Annotated in this window: 16 protein-coding genes; 8 read left to right on the top strand and 8 right to left on the bottom strand. The window is 59.7% G+C overall.

From position 1 onward, the window contains the following. Positions 1-86: 86 nt before the first annotated feature. Positions 87-875, bottom strand: a complete 789-nt coding sequence (gene rsmJ / locus ABUK12_RS17530; RefSeq protein ID WP_410013051.1) for a 16S rRNA (guanine(1516)-N(2))-methyltransferase RsmJ — start codon at positions 873-875, stop codon at positions 87-89. After that, complete coding sequence (gene prlC, locus ABUK12_RS17525; protein WP_410013050.1) at positions 875-2,917, bottom strand: oligopeptidase A; 2,043 nt, start codon at positions 2,915-2,917, stop codon at positions 875-877. Before prlC ends, rsmJ begins: the two co-directional genes overlap by 1 nt. Before the next feature lie 342 nt (positions 2,918-3,259). Between prlC and ABUK12_RS17520 the strand changes: the two genes are divergently transcribed. Then, positions 3,260-3,682 (top strand): DoxX family protein, encoded by a 423-nt coding sequence (locus ABUK12_RS17520; protein WP_410013049.1) that lies wholly within the window; start codon positions 3,260-3,262, stop codon positions 3,680-3,682. 105 nt (positions 3,683-3,787) lie between these two features. Here the strand turns inward: ABUK12_RS17520 and ABUK12_RS17515 are convergent, their stop codons facing one another. Continuing rightward, on the bottom strand, positions 3,788-4,192 hold the full coding sequence (locus tag ABUK12_RS17515) for an ASCH domain-containing protein (RefSeq protein WP_410013048.1): 405 nt from the start codon (positions 4,190-4,192) through the stop codon (positions 3,788-3,790). A 195-nt stretch (positions 4,193-4,387) separates the two neighbouring features. Here ABUK12_RS17515 and ABUK12_RS17510 point away from each other — a divergent pair, with 195 nt between their 5' ends. From ABUK12_RS17510 to gorA, 4 genes are all read left to right on the top strand, one after another. Further along, complete coding sequence (locus ABUK12_RS17510) at positions 4,388-6,604, top strand: glycoside hydrolase (protein WP_410013047.1); 2,217 nt, start codon at positions 4,388-4,390, stop codon at positions 6,602-6,604. A gap of 264 nt (positions 6,605-6,868) precedes the next feature. Beyond that, positions 6,869-7,321 carry an RcnB family protein gene (locus ABUK12_RS17505; protein ID WP_410013046.1) on the top strand — a complete coding sequence of 151 codons (453 nt, stop codon included), beginning with the start codon at positions 6,869-6,871 and terminating at the stop codon, positions 7,319-7,321. 306 nt (positions 7,322-7,627) lie between these two features. Continuing rightward, complete coding sequence (locus tag ABUK12_RS17500) at positions 7,628-8,470, top strand: 23S rRNA (adenine(2030)-N(6))-methyltransferase RlmJ (RefSeq protein WP_410013045.1); 843 nt, start codon at positions 7,628-7,630, stop codon at positions 8,468-8,470. 243 nt (positions 8,471-8,713) lie between these two features. Then, the gene (gorA, locus tag ABUK12_RS17495; protein WP_410013044.1) at positions 8,714-10,066 is read left to right on the top strand and encodes a glutathione-disulfide reductase; all 1,353 of its coding nucleotides are present in this window, start codon (positions 8,714-8,716) and stop codon (positions 10,064-10,066) included. Between the two features lie 81 nt (positions 10,067-10,147). Here gorA and ABUK12_RS17490 read toward each other — a convergent pair whose 3' ends face one another. Continuing rightward, positions 10,148-10,468, bottom strand: coding sequence for a hypothetical protein (locus ABUK12_RS17490; RefSeq protein ID WP_410013043.1), 321 nt, complete (start codon positions 10,466-10,468; stop codon positions 10,148-10,150). Between the two features lie 213 nt (positions 10,469-10,681). Between ABUK12_RS17490 and ABUK12_RS17485 the strand changes: the two genes are divergently transcribed. Further along, the gene (locus ABUK12_RS17485) at positions 10,682-11,110 is read left to right on the top strand and encodes a MarR family winged helix-turn-helix transcriptional regulator (protein ID WP_410013042.1); all 429 of its coding nucleotides are present in this window, start codon (positions 10,682-10,684) and stop codon (positions 11,108-11,110) included. Then, positions 11,107-12,504, top strand: a complete 1,398-nt coding sequence (locus ABUK12_RS17480; RefSeq protein ID WP_410013041.1) for a DHA2 family efflux MFS transporter permease subunit — start codon at positions 11,107-11,109, stop codon at positions 12,502-12,504. The genes ABUK12_RS17485 and ABUK12_RS17480 overlap by 4 nt, the downstream gene beginning before the upstream one ends. Positions 12,505-12,531: 27 nt before the next feature. Here the strand turns inward: ABUK12_RS17480 and ABUK12_RS17475 are convergent, their stop codons facing one another. Beyond that, positions 12,532-13,905, bottom strand: a complete 1,374-nt coding sequence (locus ABUK12_RS17475) for a cation:proton antiporter (RefSeq protein WP_410013040.1) — start codon at positions 13,903-13,905, stop codon at positions 12,532-12,534. 235 nt (positions 13,906-14,140) lie between these two features. Here ABUK12_RS17475 and ABUK12_RS17470 point away from each other — a divergent pair, with 235 nt between their 5' ends. Further along, a complete protein-coding gene (locus ABUK12_RS17470; RefSeq protein WP_410016692.1) occupies positions 14,141-15,262 on the top strand; it encodes a GNAT family N-acetyltransferase in 1,122 nt (373 codons plus the stop codon). Positions 15,263-15,313: 51 nt separating this feature from the next. On the opposite strand, the gene ABUK12_RS17465 is transcribed toward ABUK12_RS17470, so the two are convergent. The 3 genes from ABUK12_RS17465 to ABUK12_RS17455 all read right to left on the bottom strand — a co-directional run bounded on the left by ABUK12_RS17465 (position 15,314) and on the right by ABUK12_RS17455 (position 20,239). After that, positions 15,314-17,146 (bottom strand): ABC transporter ATP-binding protein, encoded by a 1,833-nt coding sequence (locus tag ABUK12_RS17465; RefSeq protein ID WP_410016691.1) that lies wholly within the window; start codon positions 17,144-17,146, stop codon positions 15,314-15,316. A 300-nt stretch (positions 17,147-17,446) separates the two neighbouring features. Further along, positions 17,447-18,715, bottom strand: a complete 1,269-nt coding sequence (locus ABUK12_RS17460) for an arginine deiminase (RefSeq protein WP_410013039.1) — start codon at positions 18,713-18,715, stop codon at positions 17,447-17,449. Positions 18,716-18,730: 15 nt separating this feature from the next. Further along, positions 18,731-20,239: an amino acid permease gene (locus ABUK12_RS17455; RefSeq protein ID WP_410013038.1), complete on the bottom strand. Its 1,509-nt coding sequence runs from the start codon at positions 20,237-20,239 to the stop codon at positions 18,731-18,733. Positions 20,240-20,460 lie beyond the last annotated feature (221 nt).

Genomic DNA, 20,460 nt, shown 5'->3' with positions numbered 1-20,460 from the left:
CGTGTTGATGCGCACAGCCTCCGCCCTGCGGGGCGGGGGCCGGCGCATGCATGGTTTCACCCCGACATTGCGCCTCTCCGGTGGGTTTAATCCGCCGTAACCTGTTGCTCTGCGGGGATTGCTTGCGGGGTATAGATATCGAAACGATGATTTTTTGTGGTGATATGGGCCTGGGCGGCAATGCCCGCCAGCGGCGGAGCATAGTCCGGGCGTTTGACCACCACCCGCCGGGTCGCCAGCGCGCGCGCGGGTAGAAGCAGTTCGTCGGCGTCCTCGTCGGCGCCCACCAGCGATTGAAACACCCGCATCTCTTTTTTAACCAGCGCGCTTTTCTGCCGGTGCGGAAACATCGGATCAAGATAAACCGCATCCGGACGCGGCCGCAGCCCGGTTAACCCGATCAGGCTGGAGCCGTGCACCAGCGTCAGGCGCTCACGCAGCCATGTCCCCACCTCCGGGTCGTCATAGGCCCGTTGCAGCCCGTCGTCCAGCAGCGCCGCCACCACGGGATGGCGCTCGAACATGCGCACACGGCAGCCGAGGGACGCCAGGACAAACGCATCGCGCCCCAGGCCCGCCGTCGCGTCCACCACGTCCGGCAGCGTTTTACCCTTTACACCCACCGCCCGGGCGATGGCTTCGCCGCGTCCGCCGCCGAAGCGGCGGCGATGTGCCATTACCCCGCCGGTAAAATCGACGAAGATGGCGCCGAGCTTCGGCTCATCGCGCTTGCGCAGCTCAAGGCGCTCCGGCGTCAGCACCAGTTCCATCACCGCCGACGCATCGTGCAGCAGGCCCCAGCGTTCAGCCAGGGCCGCTAAACGCGCCTTGTCCACGCCCGGTTCACAACGCAGCGCCAGCGGCTCCAGCGGCATTATCCGCGGATACCGTAATGATGCAGCATGGCGTCCAGCTCGGGTTCACGGCCGCGGAAACGGACAAACAGCGCCATAGGCTCCTCGGAACCGCCGCGCGAGAGAATATTGTCCAGGAACGACTGGCCGGTTTGCCGATTGAAGATCCCCTCTTCCTCAAAGCGCGACCAGGCGTCCGCCGCCAGCACGTCGGCCCAGAGATAGCTGTAGTAGCCCGCCGCGTAACCGCCGGCGAATATATGGCTGAACGCATGGGGGAAACGGCTCCATTCCACCGCCGGCATGACCGCCACCTGCTGTTTCACCTCCGCCAGCGTTTGCAGGATGCGCGCGCCCTGTTCCTGGCTGTATTCGAAATGCATGCGGAAATCAAACAGGCCGAATTCCAGCTGGCGCAGGATAAACAGGGCCGCCTGGTAATTTTTCGCCGCCAGCAGCTTATCCAGCATGGCTTTGGGCAACGGCTCGTGGGTTTCATAATGGCCGGAGATAAAGGCCAGCGCCTCGGGCCGCCAGCAGAAGTTTTCCATAAACTGGCTGGGCAGTTCCACCGCGTCCCAGGGCACACCGCTGATGCCGGCAACCCCGGGAGTGTCGATGCGGGTCAGCATATGATGCAAGCCGTGGCCGAATTCGTGGAACAGGGTGGTGACCTCGTCGTGGGTAAACAGCGCCGGCTTGCCGCTGACCGGGCGGTTAAAATTGCAGGTCAGGTAGGCCACCGGCTTTTGCAGGCTGCCGTCGGCTTTGCGCAGCATGCCGACGCAATCGTCCATCCAGGCGCCGCCGCGCTTATTGTCGCGGGCATATAAATCCAGGTAGAAACTACCGCGCAGCTCGCCCTGTTCGTCGAACAAATCGAAAAAACGCACCTCGGGATGCCAGGTATCCACATCCGTACGCTCCTCGGCGGTGATGCCATAGATGCGGTTCACCACCTCAAACAGGCCGTTTACCACCCGCTGCTCGGGGAAATAAGGCCGCAGCTGCTCATCGCTGATGGCGTAAAGATGTTGTTTTTGCTTTTCGCTATAGTAGGTAATATCCCAGGGATTTAACGCATCGCGGCCGTGGTGTTTGGCCGCGAAGGCGCGCAGCTGCTCCAGTTCCTGCTCGCCCTGCGGACGGGCGCGCCGGGCCAGATCGGTGAGAAAATCCAGCACCTGCTGCGGATTTTGCGCCATTTTGGTCGCCAGGGACTTATCGGCATAGCTGGCGAAACCCAGCAGTTGGGCGAATTCGTGCCGCAGCGCCAGGATTTCCTCCATGATCGGGCCGTTGTCCCATTTGCCGGCATTGGGACCCTGGTCGGAGGCGCGGGTGACATAGGCGCGGTACAGTTCTTCACGCAGGGCGGCGTTATCGCAATACGTCATCACCGGCAGATAGCTGGGGATATCAAGGGTAATCAGCCAGCCTTCCTGCCCCTTCGCCTCCGCCTGGGCGCGGGCCGCGGCCAGCGCGCTTTCCGGCATGCCGCCGAGTTCGCCTTCGTCGGTAATCAGCTTGCTCCACCCCATGGTGGCGTCCAGCACATTATTGCTATAGGCCGAACCCAGCTCCGACAGGCGCGCGGCAATCTCGCCATAGCGCTTTTGTTTCTCGGGTGAAAGGCCGATCCCCGACAGCTCGAAGTCGCGCAGGGCGTTATCAACCGCTTTTTTTTGCGCCACGCTCAGCTCATCGTAGTATTCGCCGTTGCGCAAATCGCGATACGCGTCGTACAACCCCTTGTTCTGGCCCACCCAGGTACTGTATTCCGACAATAACGGCAGGCTTTGCTCATAGGCTTCGCGCAGCTCCGGGCTGTTCTGCACCGCGTTCAGATGGCCGACCGGCGACCAGATGCGGCCCAGGCGATCGTCCGCTTCCGCAAGCGGCTGGCACAAGGTGTCCCAGGTATACGGACCCGATAGCGCAACGATGCGCTCAACGGTCTGTCGGCAGTCGGCAAGGGCGGATTTTACCGCCGGGACGATATGCTCAGGAAGAATGGCGGAAAACGGCGGCAAGGAAAATGGAGTCAACAACGGATTTGTCATAGCGCGGCCCTGATCATTGTTTAAAAGATATGAAAGTAACATGAGGCTAACTATAGCGAAAATCAATGGCGGGCAACGGAATGTGTTATGCCGTTAACGCCGCCGACAGCTAACGGCCCGTGGAAAATAGCGGCGGCGCGGGGAGAGAACAGCGCGGTTGCCGCCCCACACCCCAGGCTGAGGGATGCCAATATGCCCCGCGGCCGTAGGGGAAATTTATTTTCGTTATTGCTGCTATTTGGTTGATCTGGCTCATTTAAGCGGTGGGCTTTTGTCGCTGAAAAGAGTAATAATGGTTACAACGATAATCATTCAAATTTATTGCAAATGGGATGGTGTAAAATGATTGCTGCTTTTAACCGTATGCTGGATAAACCGGATTTAGGAAGATTAGTGCTGCGCGTCGCTTTTGGCGGCATGATGATGCTTCATGGCATCCATAAAGCGATCTATGGTATTGACGGTATCGTCGGCATGGTGGAGCGGCACGGCATGCCGGCGTTTGTTGCCTACGGTGTGTTTCTCGGCGAGATAGTGGTGCCGGTGCTGTTTATCCTCGGCATCCTGGTACGCCCCGCCGCGCTGGTATTTTGTTTTACCATGCTCTTTGCCTGGCTGATTACCAATCCGGGCATGATATTGACCCTGGACAAAGTGGGCGGCTGGGGTTTTGAGGTTATCGCCGTTTACCTGTTCGCCGGCATCGCCATAGCGCTGTTGGGCTGCGGCCGGTATAGCGTGATGAGCAATCCTAACCTGCGTTAAACGCCCGCCCCCGCCGGCTTGGATGGCCGGCAAGGCATGGCGCCGTGCGGGAAATACCCCGCCATCCCGGCCCGGGGACGGCGGCTGCGGGCGATATGCCGTTTTTCATTGAAGTCTTTCTATCAGCGTGAATTGCTCGAATACCAGCAGCATCTCCGGTGAAAAGCCGCCCTCGCGCTGAAAAAAATCCCGATGCGCCGCCCGCCAGTAGTCCAGGCTCTTATCTCCCTCGCCTTCCAGGGCGGCCATGTCGGCGGTCACGTCGCAATAACGCACCAACCGTTGCGCCACGGTGCGGATGACGCAGGCGGGATTGTCGGCGCCGTCCAGTATCACATGATAACCGCCGACAGCCGGGGCCCCGTCCTGCCGGAAAGCGGTATAAGAACAGCAGGACGCGGTTTTTTCGCCGCGCAGGACCAGGGCCAGCAGAGTATCGGCCATCTCGGCGCCGTCGCCAAAAGCCCAGAATTGGGCGCCGGGATAACGGTCCGCAAGAACAATCCGCATGATAACCCCATCCTTTCAATAAATTACCTGGAAAAAATCTAAACGATCCATTAACAGAAAAGCCGTATTGAGTAAAGTAAATGGCATTGCCACGCCGCCATGCTAGGGTTCACGACATCGCCAAATCCGGCTGAAGCAACACAAGCATTCCCCCTATAAATATAAAATAGTAACGCGGTATTCCGAGGTGACATCATGAACAAGACGCCCCGCCTCGCCGGGCAATGGCATTGCCTGGCCAAAAGCGTGACCTGCGGCCTGTTACTGCTGGCGGGATCGGCCAGCGCGTTAACCTTGCAACGCGATGACATGATCTTTACCGTCGACCCGTCCACGCTTGCCATCAGTATCGGCAATATGCCAGTAAATCAGCCGCAGGCGCCGCAGAAAGTCACTGCATTGAGCCACGGCCCCACCCAGGCTAACTGGTACTGGCCGCAGCGGGCAATGAACGTCGCCCTGCGGCTGGGGGATAACGAGTTATATCTTGATTTCACGACCGCCAAGCCGCAGCGCTTTATCTGGTTTTCCCTGCCCGAGCCGGTGAAAACACTGCTGTTGCCGCTGGCCGAAGGCAGCCGGGTGTCACTTAAGGATCCGCACTGGCAACAGTATCTGTTGGGCGAGATGTCATCGCTCAATACCAATATGGATTTAAAACTGCCGTTATGGAGCCAGTTGCAGGGCGGCCAGGTCGTCAGTTGGCTCTTACTCACGCCGATGCATAATGAGGTGGCATTTTCCGGCGCAGAAACCGCGGTGAAGATGGTCGCCGCGCATGAATTCAATCGATTTAATCAACATCAGCCTTTGCAGGTCCTGCTTTATGCGGGGCGTTCAGAGCTTTCCGGCGCCTTGCGCTATCGGCAATATCTGCAGCAAACCGGTCAGTTCACACCATTACAGGATAAAATCCGCCTGGCGCCGGAGGGCGAAAAACTGATCGGGGCCACCCATGTTTATCTATGGGGCAACGGCCCGCTCGATGTGTCCGATGTTATTGACTGGCCCGGACTGGCGCTGTATCTGCAATCGCCAGGGGGATTATCCCTGTGGGATAAAATCGATAAAGAGGGCAGGCAAACCCTTGAGACCGTTAAAACCCGGATTCCGCAGCCATGGCAGCAAGCCTCGCTGACCGCCGCGCTGAACGCAGCCTTAATCGACAGCGTTCCTGTTAACGCCACGCCCGATGATCCTGATTTCCTGCCGGCGCAGCAGGCACAGGCCAACGCCATACGCCGGCTTGCCGAACAGCGCCTGGGCCCCTTTCTTGCCCCTGCCGCAGCCTGGGGCCAGGGGTTAAGCACGCCATTGATAACCGCATTGCATCAGGCGGGGCTGCCGCGGTTATGGCTGGCAACTGAAAAGTGGACCGCTAATTTTATGGCGGCGCGGGCGGTGGCGCTGGCAAAAAAATCAGGCTATCTGATCGCCACCTATGATTCATACGATACGGCTATCCCGCGCGGCGTTAATGACAGCTGGTTAAGCGCGCAGATACCCGCGGCGCTGTGCGAAAACTGCGCCATCGTGGAAGCGCATGGCGGCAAAAAGCCCGGTTTTGGCCAAAAAGGGTATTATCTTAACCCCAGCTGTATGCTGTCCTTTTCGCAGCGAAGAATAAGCGAACTGATGCATCTGGGGAATCTGAACAGCCTGTTCCTGGATGTCGACGGCACCGGCATGGCCGCGGATGACTATCATCCGGTCCACCCGAGCGGCGCGCAGCACACCATTGCCGCCCGCAATGCCCGCATGGCCTGGTTTAATACCACCTTTAAACTGCCCTTGGGATCAGAGGACGGCAACGCGGCCAATGCCGGTCAGCTGATGTTTGCGCATGGCACCCAGACCTGGGGATTTGGCTGGGGCCGCAAGGATATGTATCAGGATCGCCGTTCCCCCTGGTATCTCGGCGCCTGGTGGCCGGATGCCCAGCCGGCATTCTTTTTTGCCCCGGCAAAGGTGAAGGAGCCTTATCGCAGCGTTGTATTCGACCCGCGCAATCGTATCCCGCTTTATCAGGCCGTTTTTCACGATGCCCTTATCAGCAGCCATCACTGGCACACCGACAACCTCAAGTTAAGCGAGGTGAAAACGACCCGGACCTTGCTTAGCGGGCTGTATAACACGGCACCGATGTATCATCTTAATCGCGCCACGCTCGCCGCCAGACTACCGGAAATACTCAAAACGGATGCTGTCTTCCGCCCGCTGCATACCGCACTGTGGAATCAAGCGCTGACGGGTTTCCGCTGGCTGGACGACGCCGGCTGGGTGCAGCAAACCACGTTTAGCGACGGGTCGGTGATTGTCGCCAACTTCAGCCAAAGCGCCTTTGCGGATATTCCCGCCCAAGGCCTGCGCGCAACCCTGGCCGACGGCCGGATACTGGATTTTAAAGGATAGCGTCATGCGTAACGCCTAAGGAAACCGGTTCCTTCCCGCGGCATCACCACCGGGGCCGGACACTATGCCGCGCGCGTTTAACCATGGCTGATAGCCGGGGGGCGCCCGCATTACCTTCACATATGTAAGGAATGCGATAAGGGCGGTAAATCATTGTCAGTAGGGCATTTTTTTAAGATATTTCCTGATGTCGTCCCGTCTGATCTCGCTGATAGTGTGCTTACTGGCTTGGCGAAGCAGTCGCTTAATTGAGGGTGACGAAAAATGAAAAAATCTACGCTGCTAATGGTAATCACATTAATTTCAGCAAGCGCCTGCCTCCCGACAGCGTCATACGCCGACGGTCCCGGCGGACACGACGGCCAGGATTGGCAGCCCCGCAACGGGGGCGGCGACCATCACGGTAATGGCGGCCCGGGCGGACAAGGCGGCCATGACAACCGGGGCGGCCATGATAACCGGGGCCATGGCGACCGGGGCGGCCCGCGCGGCCGTGAACGCGACCATTTCGCCTGGAACGGCCATGATTTCAGGCGCGGACATCCGGTACCGCGCTATTACCGCGAACATTACCGCGTTGATGACTGGCGTAGCCGTGGCCTGTACGAGCCGCCCAGAGGCGAGCAATGGGCCTATATCGACGGTAATTATGTACTGATGGCGGTGGCGACCGGAGTGATAACGTCCATTATCGTCGGCAGCATGCTGCATAACTAACGCCTTTTCCTGCCGATGGGTTAACGCCCATCGGCAGGCTTTACCTGGTTTTCCCCCTCGTTTTCCCCCGCCCTGGCGCTATCCAGGCATAAAAAAGCCCGCAGGTCGCAGGCAATGCTTTTCCCTTTTTATCCCCAAGGCGGTTTATACTAGCGCCCATGATATGCTGTGCCCTGTAGCGCGCCCCGTACCTGTCTTGCCGTTAGGGCCGTAAATCTTCAGCACCGCAACGACGCACAGTAGTCACTTTCGGTAACGCACTGATTATACTGTAAATAACAACATCATCTGAAAGCGCAAAACACTATGTTAAGTTATCGCCACAGTTTTCATGCCGGTAATCACGCCGATGTGCTGAAACACACCGTCCAGAGTCTGATCCTGACGGCCATGAAGGAAAAAGAAAAACCTTTCCTTTATCTTGATACCCATGCGGGCGCCGGGCGCTATTTGCTCAGCAGCGAGCGCGCCGAACGCACCGGGGAATACCTGGATGGCATCGGCAAGATCTGGCAGCGGGACGATTGTCCGGCGCTGCTGGACCCCTACCTGACGGTAATCCGTCATTATAACCGCAGCGGTACCCTGCGTTATTACCCCGGCTCGCCGCTGATTGCGCGCCAGATGCTGCGCGCGCAGGACAAGCTGCACCTGACGGAACTGCATACCAGCGATTATCCGCTGCTGCGCAATGAGTTCCAGAAAGACGCGCGCGCCGAAGTATTGCGCGCCGACGGTTATGCCCAGTTGAAATCCCAACTGCCACCGCAGAGCCGGCGCGGGATGATCCTGATGGACCCGTCCTATGAGCTGAAATCCGATTATCCCGACGTGGTGTCCGGCATTGAGGAGGGCTACAAGCGTTTTGCCACCGGCATTTACGCCCTGTGGTATCCGGTAGTGCTGCGCCAGCATGTGAAAAAAATCCTGGCATCGCTTGAGAAAACCGGCATCCGCCGCATCCTGCAAATCGAACTGGCGGTCAGGCCGGACAGCGACCAGCGCGGCATGACCGGCTCGGGCATGATTGTGATCAATCCGCCGTGGATGCTGGAGCAACAGATGACCGAGCTGTTGCCCTGGCTGCACCAGGCGCTGGTGCCCACCGGACACGGCCATACGCTGGTGCGCTGGGTGGTGCCGGAATAACTCCGGCCGACGCCGGTCTATTACCCGGCGGCGCCAATGCCCATGGGTTGGGTCGTGCCGGAATAAAGCCTGGCTATTAACCAGCGACGCCGGGGCGGAATCCGCTACCGGTGCGCTGAGGGCCGCCGGCACGTCGGCGTGGCGCCCCGCTCTGCGCCTATCGGAGGGATTGATGCAAACTTTGCGACAAATGCGTTTTGCGCGTTAAACTTGTGCCCATCAAAAGACCAAAAGGGAATCCTGATGACCAGACATTACGACTATCTTGCTATTGGCGGCGGCAGCGGCGGTATCGCCTCGATTAACCGTGCCGCATCGTACGGCCGGAAGTGCGCGCTGATCGAGGCCAAATATCTTGGCGGCACCTGCGTCAATGTCGGTTGCGTCCCGAAAAAAATCATGTGGCACGCGGCGCAAATCGCCGAGGCGATCAAGCTCTACGGTCCGGATTATGGTTTCGACACCACCATTAACCATTTTGACTGGCAGACCCTGGTCAAGAGCCGCAGCGCCTATATCGACCGCATCCATCAGTCCTACGAACGGGTGCTGGGCAATAACAACGTCGATGTTATCGAGGGTTTCGCCACCTTTGTTGACGCGCATACCGTAGCAGTCAACGGCGAACACATCACCGCCGATCATATTCTGATCGCGACCGGCGGACGCCCCAGCCATATCGATATCCCCGGCGCCGAATACGGTATCGATTCCGACGGTTTTTTCGCGCTGGACGCCATGCCGCAGCGCGTGGCGGTGGTCGGCGCCGGTTATATCGCGGTGGAGCTTGCCGGGGTGGTGAATGCGCTGGGCGCGCAGACCCATTTGTTTGTGCGTAAGCACGCGCCGCTGCGCACCTTCGATCCGCTGGTGGTGGATACGCTGGTGGAAATCATGCAGGCGGAAGGCCCGAACCTGCATACCGGCTCCATTCCCGAAACCATTGTAAAAAACCAGGACGGCAGCCTGACGCTGACGCTGGAAAACGGCCAGGTATTTACCGTCGACGCGCTGATTTGGGCCATCGGGCGCGAGCCGTCCACTGATAACCTCAACCTGGCCGCGGCCGGGGTGGAAACCGACAGCAACGGCTATATCCGGGTGGATAAATACCAGAATACCAATGTCCAGGGCATCTACGCCGTCGGCGACAATACCGGCGCGGTGGAACTGACCCCGGTGGCGGTGGCCGCGGGTCGCCGCCTGTCGGAACGCGTGTTTAACGGCAAGCCGGAAGAACATCTGGATTACAATCTCATCCCAACCGTCGTGTTCAGCCATCCGCCCATCGGCACCATCGGCCTGACCGAGCCGGAAGCGATCGCCAAATACGGTGAAAAACAGATCAAGATATACAAAACAGCGTTTACCTCCATGTACACCGCCGTGACAAGCCATCGCCAGCCATGCAGGATGAAGCTGGTGTGCCTGGGGCCGGAGGAAAAAATTATCGGCCTGCACGGCATCGGCCTGGGCATGGATGAGATCCTTCAGGGCTTTGCCGTGGCCATGAAGATGGGCGCCACCAAGCGTGATTTTGATAATACCGTGGCGATTCATCCCACCGCGGCGGAAGAATTGGTCACCATGCGATAAGGCTATACCCCATCGTCCCATCCCGGTAAAAATCCGGAAAACGCGTTCACTGGCGATAGATCCCCTGATCTACCGCCAGTGTCATTTTCCGGCACCGCCATGGAAACGCCCGAACGCGCGGGCGCACACCAGCGCCATTAACAGCGCGCCCAGGCCGGCGGCGCCCGCGTCCGCCATAGCGCGTAGAGTGAAAGATCCCACCTGGTAAATCAAAAAATAGGCCAGCGCCACATTGAATGCCCCCCACAACACATTAACGGTTGCCGATGACAGCCCCTGGCCCGGCGGCGTGGCAAAGGGACTTTGGAAAGACCGCCCCATCATTCCGCTGACCAAATGTGGAATCGCGTTGGCGACAACGGCTCCGCCCAAGAAATACGACAGGTAGTGATACCACGGCATGCGGGGATCCTCCAATGGCCATATCAGTGTGTTGCCCGCCGCTTGCCGCGCAGCGGCCGATGGCTTCGCCCGGCGGCGCGGGTTGACGGCGCCAGGTGCGCGGCGCCAGGAATGAGATTTGCACTTAACAGTCAAACTTGCAAGTTTATCTTGCAAGTTTGACTGGCAACATTCATGCTTTCCCTATCATTTACCCATTATGGTGACCAGGTCATGTCAGCCAATACCCCGGAGCAAGACGTTTTCGATTTTATGCAGGCGATAGGGATGCTTATCCGCCGTACCCGCAATGAATCCGGGGCGGGAGAACTTTCAATGACCGAGTCTGTCGTCATGTCGCGGCTGGCTAACGACGGCCCCGCCACCACGGCGGCGCTGGCGCGCGCTGAAAGGATGAAGCCGCAGTCTATGGGCGCGACCATTGCCGCGCTTGAAGACATGGGCATCGTCAGGCGTACGCCGCATGCCACCGACGGCCGCCAGGTGCTTATCGAGCTGACGGCGCGCGGGGTTGAGCTACGCAAGAAAAACCGCGAGGCGAAACGGCTGTGGTTATCGCAGGCGATCGCGGAACTTGACGTGGAAGAACGCGCCATGCTTTTCAAGGCCGGCGGGATCATCAAACGACTGGCCGAAAAATGAACCCGGGAACGAAGCGCGGCAACGCGCCCGGCGAAATAGGCTCATCCGTGTGGAAAGTGGCCGTCGTCGTCTTGATCGGGTCGTTTATGACGCAGCTCGATTCGACCGTGGTCAACGTTTCACTCCCGGCCATCAGCCATACGCTCGGCTCATCGATTGCGACGGCGCAGTGGATCGTCAGCGGCTATCTGCTGGCGATGACCCTGATGCTGCCGCTCAACGGCTGGCTCGTGGATCGCATCGGCGCAAAGCGGCTTTATCTTATCTGTTTCGCGGTATTTATCCTGGCGTCCGTTCTGTGCGGCGCGTCGCAAACGATGGGCGGATTGATCGCCGCCCGGGTGTTCCAGGGTCTGGTGGGCGGCGTGCTGGCGCCCATGACGCAGATGATGATTGCGCGCGCGGCGGGGAAAAACATGGCGCGGGTGATGGGCTACGCCACGCTGCCTATCCTGCTCGCACCCATTCTCGGTCCGGTGGTGGCCGGGACGATCCTTATGCAGGCCACCTGGTCCTGGTTGTTCTACCTTAACGTACCGGTGGGGGTGGCAGGTGTCGCACTGGCGGCGTTACTGCTGCCGGGCGATGCCGTCACCTTGCCATCGCGGCCGTTCGATTTTCCCGGTTTCGCGCTGATTTCCCCCGGCCTCGTGGCGTTGATTTACGGGCTGCAAAATGCGGCGCACGCCGGGGGACGATGGCTGCTGCTTGCGGCCGTCGTGGTTCTGGCCGGGTTCGTACGCTATTCCTGGCGCAAGGGGGATTCAGCCCTGATCGACGTACGGATTTTCTCGCACCGGACCTTCTCTGTCGCCGCGATCACACAATTTTTCGCCAGCGGCATCATGTACGGCCGGCAGCTTATCGTCCCGCTGTACCTGATAGCCGGCTGTGGGTTATCCGCCGCGCACGCGGGCTGGCTTATCGCCGCGACAGGGATCGGCATGATGTGCTCGTTTGCGTTGCTGGGGGCGTTGACAGACAGGTACGGCTGCCGCGCGGTCTCGGCGGGCGGCGCGTTGCTGGCGTTCCTGAGCACCCTGGCGTTCCTGTGGATGGCAAGCCATCTGTTCTCGGCCGCCTGGGCCATGGGAAGCCTGTTTCTCGCCGGCGTGGGCCAGGGAACCATCAGCATACCGTCCATATCGGCCGCGTATGCGTCGATACCGAAAGCGAGGCTTGCCGTGGCGAACACCGCGCTGAATATCGCACAACGGATCGGCGGGCCGGTGGCGACCACGCTCCTGGCCATGGCCGTCTCGTTAACCCCGCCACACCCCGCTCATGCCCAGCCGCGGCAATTCTTGCTGGCCTTTGCGCTGCTTTCGGGCCTGCACCTGTTGGCGTTCGTGGCGGCGATGTTCCTGCCGTTGCGCATATCGCGCGCAGCCTGAGCCAGAAACACCGGCGCGGCAACCGGTTCAGCCATCCCCGGAAGAGTCGGGCCTGTCCCCGCGTTGCGCGGCCGCCGCCATTTTGTCCTGCCGCCAGTTGAGCAGCGGCGAGACCGAGATGCCGTGCACGATAACGCTTGCCACAATCAGCGTAAACGCCATATTGGCCATGCGCTCGGCATCAGGGCCGGACAGGCCGTGGATATAGGCCCAGGTAATATAGTTGATGCTGCCGATGCCGCGGATACCCAGCCAGCCGATCAAGACCCGGTGCAGGCGCGGCGTGCCGCTGCCGATGGTCGCCGCATACACTGCGAGCGGGCGAACCAGCAAAAATACGATCGCCGCCAGCACCAATCCCATGGGATCCCAATGCAGCGCCAGGGTGACGCCCAACACGATAACGATACCGGCGGCAAACAACCGTTCCATGGTATCGCCAAAGGAGAGCGCGTCGCTGACCACCAGGCCGACGGAGCGCAGCGGCCCCGACGCACCGGACTCATGGCGCTGGTTGGGATTGACCAGGGATTCCGCCGTGCCGCCGCGCGCGTCCTCCGGCAAATGGTCCGGCGAATGCCGGGAAAAGATGCCCAGCTCGGTGCGCCTGAGCCCGACGCCGGCGGCAAACGTGGCTAAAAAGCCCGACGCGTCCAGGCTTTGCGCCGCGGCGTAGCTTAATGCCACCAGCGCCAGGGCCAGGAAATCATTGGGCGCGGTGTCGTTCCGGGTACTTTTCAGGTGCGTGGCCAGATGGCCAATCAGCCGGCCCATGCCAAAACCGATGCCCAGCCCGCCCAGCAGCGCCCAGGCGACATCGCGCAGCGCCCAGTGGCCCAGCATGCCGAACGACAGCGGCTCATGGGTGGTCAGCAGCAGCATGGCCAACATCAAAATCGGCAGCGCCGTGCCGTCGTTCATGCCCGCTTCGCTGGACAGGGAGACCCGCAGGCTATCGTCGTCGCGGGCGTCGTTAACCGAAATCAGGCTGGCCAGCACCGGATCGGTAGGCGCCACTATCGCGCCGAAGGCCAGGGATAGCGGCCAGGAGAATCCGGTCAGCCAGTGGGCGGCCAGCGTCACGCCGCCGACCGTCAGGATCATCGCCGGGAAAGCCAGGCGCAGTCCCATGCGCCAGCCCGGGTCCTGGAACGGCAATCGCAGCTTGAGGCCGGTAATAAACAGCGAGGCGGCCATGGCAATTTCGGTGACATGCGCGATTAACATCGCGTGGGCGGCCACATCCACCCGCAGCAGGTTCAGCACCCAGGGACCGCAGACGATGCCCGCCAACAGATATACGCCGAATGAGGTGACGGGCCCGCGATGGATCCAGCCGGACGCCAGCGACATGACTAATAACAAGCCGCCCACGGCCGCTGTCCATCCCGTAAAACCCATGCGTTCCCCTGATAATGTCGTTATTCCCCTCTAAGTATGATCTATTTTTTTTATTCGCTCTGATTATGTGTGGACGGACTATCGGCACCCCGGCACGGCACATCGCTTCACGCTGGAAAACTAACCCGCCTTGAGATACCGCGCCTTTGCCACTGCGTGCCCCCGCCCTTGCGTATCGCGCGGCAACTGGCTACTGTTCTTTCTGATTGTCGGCACTTCACCGGAGCATATTGTGATGTCTTTAACGTCCCTGGCGCGCCTGCGCGATATTCCCGCCGGCGAGTGGGATGCCCTGGTCCCGGCCGGACAACCCTTTCTGCGCCACGCCTTTTTGTCGTCTCTTGAGGACAGCGGCAGCCTTGATCCGCGTTCGGGCTGGCAAGCCGACCATCTGTTATGGGTGGAGGACGGCCGTACCCTTGCCGCCATGCCCGGCTACCGGAAACACCACTCCTATGGCGAATATGTTTTCGATCAGGGCTGGGCGGAAGCCTGCGAACGCGCCGGTATTCAGTATTATCCCAAATGGCTGGGCGCCGTGCCCTTCAGTCCGGTAACCGGCGCCAGGCTGCTCGGCGACCCGGCGGCGGGCGCCCGGCTGCTGGCGGCGCTGCCGGGGCATCTGGCCCGCCACGGCCTCTCGGGCGCGCATATCAACTTTACCGATTCCCGCGCCAACGGTCTGCTGGCGGCCGAGCCGGACTGGCTCAGGCGCCTGGGTTGCCAGTATCATTGGTTTAATCGCGGCTACCGGGATTTCCAGGATTTTCTTGATGCCCTGACCTCGCGCAAACGCAAGCAAATGCGCAAGGAACGCGGGCAGGTCCTGGCGCAGGGCATTGAGTTCGCCTGGCTTGCGGGCGGGCAGGTGAGCGAGGCGCAGTGGGACTTTATTTACGCCTGCTACGCCAATACCTATGAGGTGCGCGGCCGCACGCCCTACCTGGCACGGGACTTTTTTAGCCTGCTGGCCGCACGGATGCCCGACGCCGTCCGGGTGGTGCTGGCCAGCCAACGGGGCCGCCCGGTGGCCATGGCCTTCAGCCTGGTGGACGGCGATACGTTTTACGGGCGCTATTGGGGCTGCCTGGCGGAATTCGATCGGCTGCATTTCGAAACCTGTTTTTACCAGGGCATTGATTATGCCATTGCCCATGGGCTGGCGCGTTTTGACGCCGGCGCCCAGGGCGAGCATAAGCTTATCCGCGGTTTCGAGCCGGTGCTGACCGACTCATGGCACTACCTGCGCCACCCCGGCCTGCGCGAGGCGGTGGCCGATTTCCTGACGCAAGAACAACAGGCCGTGCGCGCCTGGGCGCAGGACGCCAGGCAGTCGCTACCCTACCGCCAGGACTGAGCAAAACGTGGCGATAACCGGCACCGACCAAGCGCCATGCCGCCGCCCTGATTACTCCGCCCCGACAAATCCGCCGGTCTGGTATTGCCATAACCGGGCATACAACCCCTGGCGGGCCAGCAGTTCGTTATGGCTGCCGACCTCGGCGATGCGCCCATTATCCAGCACCACCAGCCGATCCATCTTGATAATGGTCGACAGCCGGTGGGCGATGGCAATGACCGTCTTGCCGCGCATCAGCAGCTCCAGGCTTTCCTGGATGGCCGCCTCCACCTCCGAATCCAGCGCCGAGGTCGCCTCGTCCATAATCAGGATCGGCGCGTCCTTCAGCAATACCCGGGCGATGGCGATACGCTGGCGCTGCCCGCCGGAGAGCTTCACGCCGCGCTCGCCGACATGGGCATCCAGGCCGGTACGGCCCTGCGGGTCGGACAGCAGTGGGATAAACTCGTCGGCGCGGGCGCGGCGAATGGCATCCCACAGTTGCTCGTCGCTGGCACCGGGTTTGCCATACAGCAGGTTATCGCGGATAGAACGGTGCAGCAGGGAGGTATCCTGGGTGATCATGCCGATCTGCGCCCGCAGGCTTTCCTGGCTGACGTGGGCGATATCCTGCCCGTCGATAAGAATCCGGCCGCCGTCCAGGTCGTACAGGCGCAGCAGCAGGTTCACCAGCGTCGACTTGCCGGCTCCGGAGGGGCCGATCAGACCGATTTTTTCGCCGGGTTGGATAAACAGATCCAACCCGTTTATCACCGGCCGCTCCCGGCCGTAGTTAAAATCAACATGATCAAACCGAATGGCGCCGCGGTCGACCACCAGCCGCTGCGCCCGCGGCCGGTCGGTGACGCTGACCGGTTGGGCGATGGTTTCCAGGCCGTCCTGCACCATGCCGATATTTTCAAAAATGCCGTTAACCACCCACATGATCCAGCCCGACATATTGACGATGCGGATCACCAGGCCGGTGGCCAGCGCAATGGCGCCCACGCTTAACAGCGACTGGGTCCATAACCACAGCGCCAGCCCGGTGGTGCCGACGATCAGCAGGCCGTTGAGCGTGGTGATCACCACGTCCATACTGGTGACCACACGGCTTGCCAGCTGGGTTTTATACGTCTGCTCGCTGATAGCCTCGCGGGCATACTGCTGCTCCAGCGCCGTATGCGCGAACAGTTTCAGGGTGGTGATATTGGTATAGCCGTCGACAATACAGCCCATCAGCTTGGAACGCGCCTCTGAAGACGCCACCGAGCGGGCTTTGACCCTGGGCACGAAATAATACAGGCAGACCAGGTAGCCGAAAATCCAGGCCACCAGGGGGATCACCAGACGCCAATCCGCCTCGGCAAACAGCACCAGCGTGGTGATGGCGTAAATCAGCACATGCCACAGGGCGTCCACCGCCTGCACCAGCGAGTCGCGCAGTGAATTGCCGGTTTGCATAATGCGCTGGGCGATGCGGCCGGCAAAATCATTCTGGAAAAAATTCAGGCTCTGGCGCAGCACGTAGTTATGATTTTGCCAGCGGATCAGGCTGGTCATACCCGGGCTGATGGTCTGGTGCACCAGCAGGTCGTGCAGGCCGATGAACACCGGACGCAGCAACAGGATCACCACCGTCATCCACAGCAGTTCGCCGCCGTGCTCGCTGAAAAAACGCGTGCCGGGCGTGCCGTTGACCAGGTCGATAATCCGGCTCAGGTAGCTGAACATCGCCACCTCGATAAGCGCGCCGACCAAACCCACCACCAGCAGCGCGGCAAAGCTCGGCCAGACCTGGCGCAGATAATACCAATAGAAAGGCCATACCCGGCCGGGTGGCGCCTTCGTCGGCGCTTCCTGGAAAACGTCGATAAATTTTTCGAAACGGCGGTACAGCATCACAATCCTCTCATCTCGTTTAAGCTGGGCGTACCCGGGATAAAGAAGAGTAGTGCATTTTGCGCCGGATTTTTGACTCAATTCACCGCTCATTAAGCCACATTACCTTATGGCGGCGAGGAAACGCGGCGGGGCGCATGACGTAAAAAACGGCGCGCTCCCCGGCGCCCGCCGTCAGGTTGCCGCCGGCAGGCGTTATGCAGAGCGCGCCGTTCCACTGCTTCTCTTATTGATGCCGCCGCGTGAACGGGCGGATGTTATCGGCGCAATCCCGACGGCCTTGTCCCTTGGCGCGCGGGATCACTCAACCGCGTCGCGAATCAGCGGACAGGTCATGCAATGACCGCCGCCGCGTCCGCGGCCCAGCTCGCTGCCCACGATTTCAATGACCTCCACCCCTTCTTTACGCAGCCGGGTATTGGTTTTGGTATTGCGATCATAGGCCATGACCTTGCCGGGAGACAGCGCCACCATGTTATTGCCGCTGTCCCACTGCTGGCGTTCGGTATCGTAATCATTGCCCTCGGTTTCGACCACGCGCAGCGTATCCAGGTTTAACGCCGCGGCCACCGCCTCGACAAAGGAGCCCGGGTCGCGGCTGAGCTTCATGCCGGTCGGGCCGTCGTCCGGACGCAGGGAAAACGTTTTGATTTGATTGACGATGGCCGGATACAGCGTCACCACATCCCGATCGCAGAAGGTGAATACCGTATCCAGATGCATCGCCGCGCGCAGTTTCGGCATGGCGGCAATCATTACCCGTTCCACCCCGGACTGTTTTTTAGCGAACAGCGACGCCGCCAGTTGGGTAATGGCCTGGTGCGAGGTACGTTCGCTCATGCCGATGAGCACCGTTTTATTGCCGATAGGCATCACATCGCCGCCTTCCAGGGTGGCGGTGCCGTGGTGAACCGTCGGATCGCCATACCAGACATCGAAATGGGCATGGGCAAAATCCGGATGGAATTTATAGATAGCCGCCATCAGCAATGTTTCCTCATGGCGGGCCGGCCAGTAAAGCGGGTTAAGCGTGACGCCGCCGTAGATCCAGCAGGTCGTGTCGCGGGTATACAGGGTATTGGGCAACGGCGGCAGCAGGTACTCGGTAATGCCCACCGCTTCACGGATCAGCGTCAGTTCCTCATGATCGGCATATCCCTGCGCGGCCAGTTCGGTGGTGGAGAGGCCGCCTATCAGCACTTCGGCCAGGATCCGCGGCGGCAGGCCATCGAGGAAACTGCGGGTTTCGCTTAATATCCCAAGCGTTACCTCATCGGGCACGATTTGCTGATCCAGCAGCCAGCTCCTGGCCAACGGATTTTCCAGGGTCGTCGCCAGCAGGTTATGCATTTCCACCACCTCGACGCCCTGCTCGCGCATTTTGGTCATAAAGTCGAAATGATCGCGTTTGGCGCGCTCCACCCACAGCACGTCGTCAAATAACAGTTCATCACAGTTACTGGGCGTCAGGCGATTATGCGCCCTCCCCGGCGCGCACACCAAGACCTTGCGCAGTCGTCCCACTTCCGAATAAACGCCATACTCCGCAGGTTTTTGCTTCTCTGTCATATCAGCTCCCGTCATTTAGATGGTGATAACCCCGGTGGCGAGACTCCACAGCGCCGCAATGGCCGCCAGCATCACGACGATAAAGACTATCCGTTCCGCCGCGGTGAATAATTCCGCCTTCTGTTCACGTTTTGCGAGAATAAACAGCACGGTGCCGGGTCCGTAGATCACGGCGGACAACAGCAGATACTTTAATCCGCCGGCATAAATCATCAGCAACGCGTAAAAGGTAGCGATTGCCGCAAAAAGCAGGTCTTTTTTATGCCCCCGCCAATCGGTTTCATAGGTCTCGCCTGTCCAGGCCAGCTTTAAGGCGTAGGCGCCGACCAATAAATAAGGGATAAGCGTCAGCGAGCTGGTCAATTCAAGCGCCAGCTGAAAGGCATAATCACTAAACAACGTCAGGACCAGGAAAACCTGGATGGTGATATTGGTCAGCCATACGGCGGCGGAGGGGACCGCCCGGCTATTTTCCGTGGCGAATATCTTCGGCATGCTTTGGCTTTTGGCGGCGCAGAACAGCACTTCCGCCGCCAGCAGCGACCAGGAGAGATATGCGCCGAGCACCGAAATAATCAGCCCCGCGCTGATAAACACCGCACCCCAGCGGCCCACCACCGCTTCCAGCACGCCGGCCATGGACGGCTGGCGCAAGGCGGCCAGGTCCGGGCGCAGCAATACGCCGTAGGACAGCATGGTCACCAGTATCATCAGGCACAGCACGCCGATAAAACCCAGCACCGTGGCAATGCCGATATGGCTGCGCTGCCGGGCATAGCGGGAATAGACGCTGGCGCCCTCGATTCCTAAAAAGACAAATACCGTCACCAGCATGGTGCTCCGTACCTGGGAAAACAGCGATTCGGGCTGCGCCGCCGGCGCCATCGCCAGGGCCGCATGGCCGGCATAGCCGTAGTCGTTGAGGTGCGATACGTCGCCGCCGCGCGCCAAATCCGGGACGCCCCAGAAATTGGCGGCAAAAAAATCGCCTTTGAAGGCGAAAATCAAGACAATGACAAAACAGAATATCGGAATAACTTTGGCGAAGGTGGCGATGGTATTGATTGATGCGGCGCCTTTTACGCCACGCAACAACAGCACATGGAATGCCCAGAGAATAACCGAAGCCACCAGTACCGCCGGCACGGTATTGCCATTGCCGAATATCGGGAAAAAGGCGCCGAGCGTGGATTTTATTAAAACATAATAAGAAACGTTGCCTATACAGGTGCCCGCCCAGAATCCCAGGGCGGAGGCAAAACCTAAATAATCGCCGAATCCTTCCTTGGCATAAATAAATACCCCGGAATTGAGTTCAGGCTTGCGCTGGGCCAGCGTCTGGAAGACAAAAGCCAGCATCAGCATACCGCCGCCCGCGATACACCAGGCGATCAGGGCGCCGAAGCCGCCGGTGGCGCGACCGAAGGTGGCCGGCAGGGAAAATATACCGGCGCCGATCATCGACCCCACCACCAAAGCCGTAAGCGACCATAGAGACAATTTCGCGTCTGCTGAGTTTGTCATATATATTCTCAATGTCTTGCGGTAAATCATAAATTAACTCATTTTTTACGCGATGTATTGTGATCTTTTCGTGATTTTAGATTTTTGCAATATATCCATTCCATGCCTTTGGCGGCATGCCTGTCGCCATGATTTCTATATCCATAGAAACTAAATGATGAATTATTTTTAATACGAAAGTTAATTTTAGAAGGAAATCATATTAATTATATTTATTACAT

The sequence above is a fragment of the Sodalis sp. C49 genome (assembly GCF_046352915.1).
Classification (GTDB): domain Bacteria; phylum Pseudomonadota; class Gammaproteobacteria; order Enterobacterales; family Enterobacteriaceae; genus Acerihabitans.
This window is presented reverse-complemented; position numbering and strand designations above follow the sequence as displayed.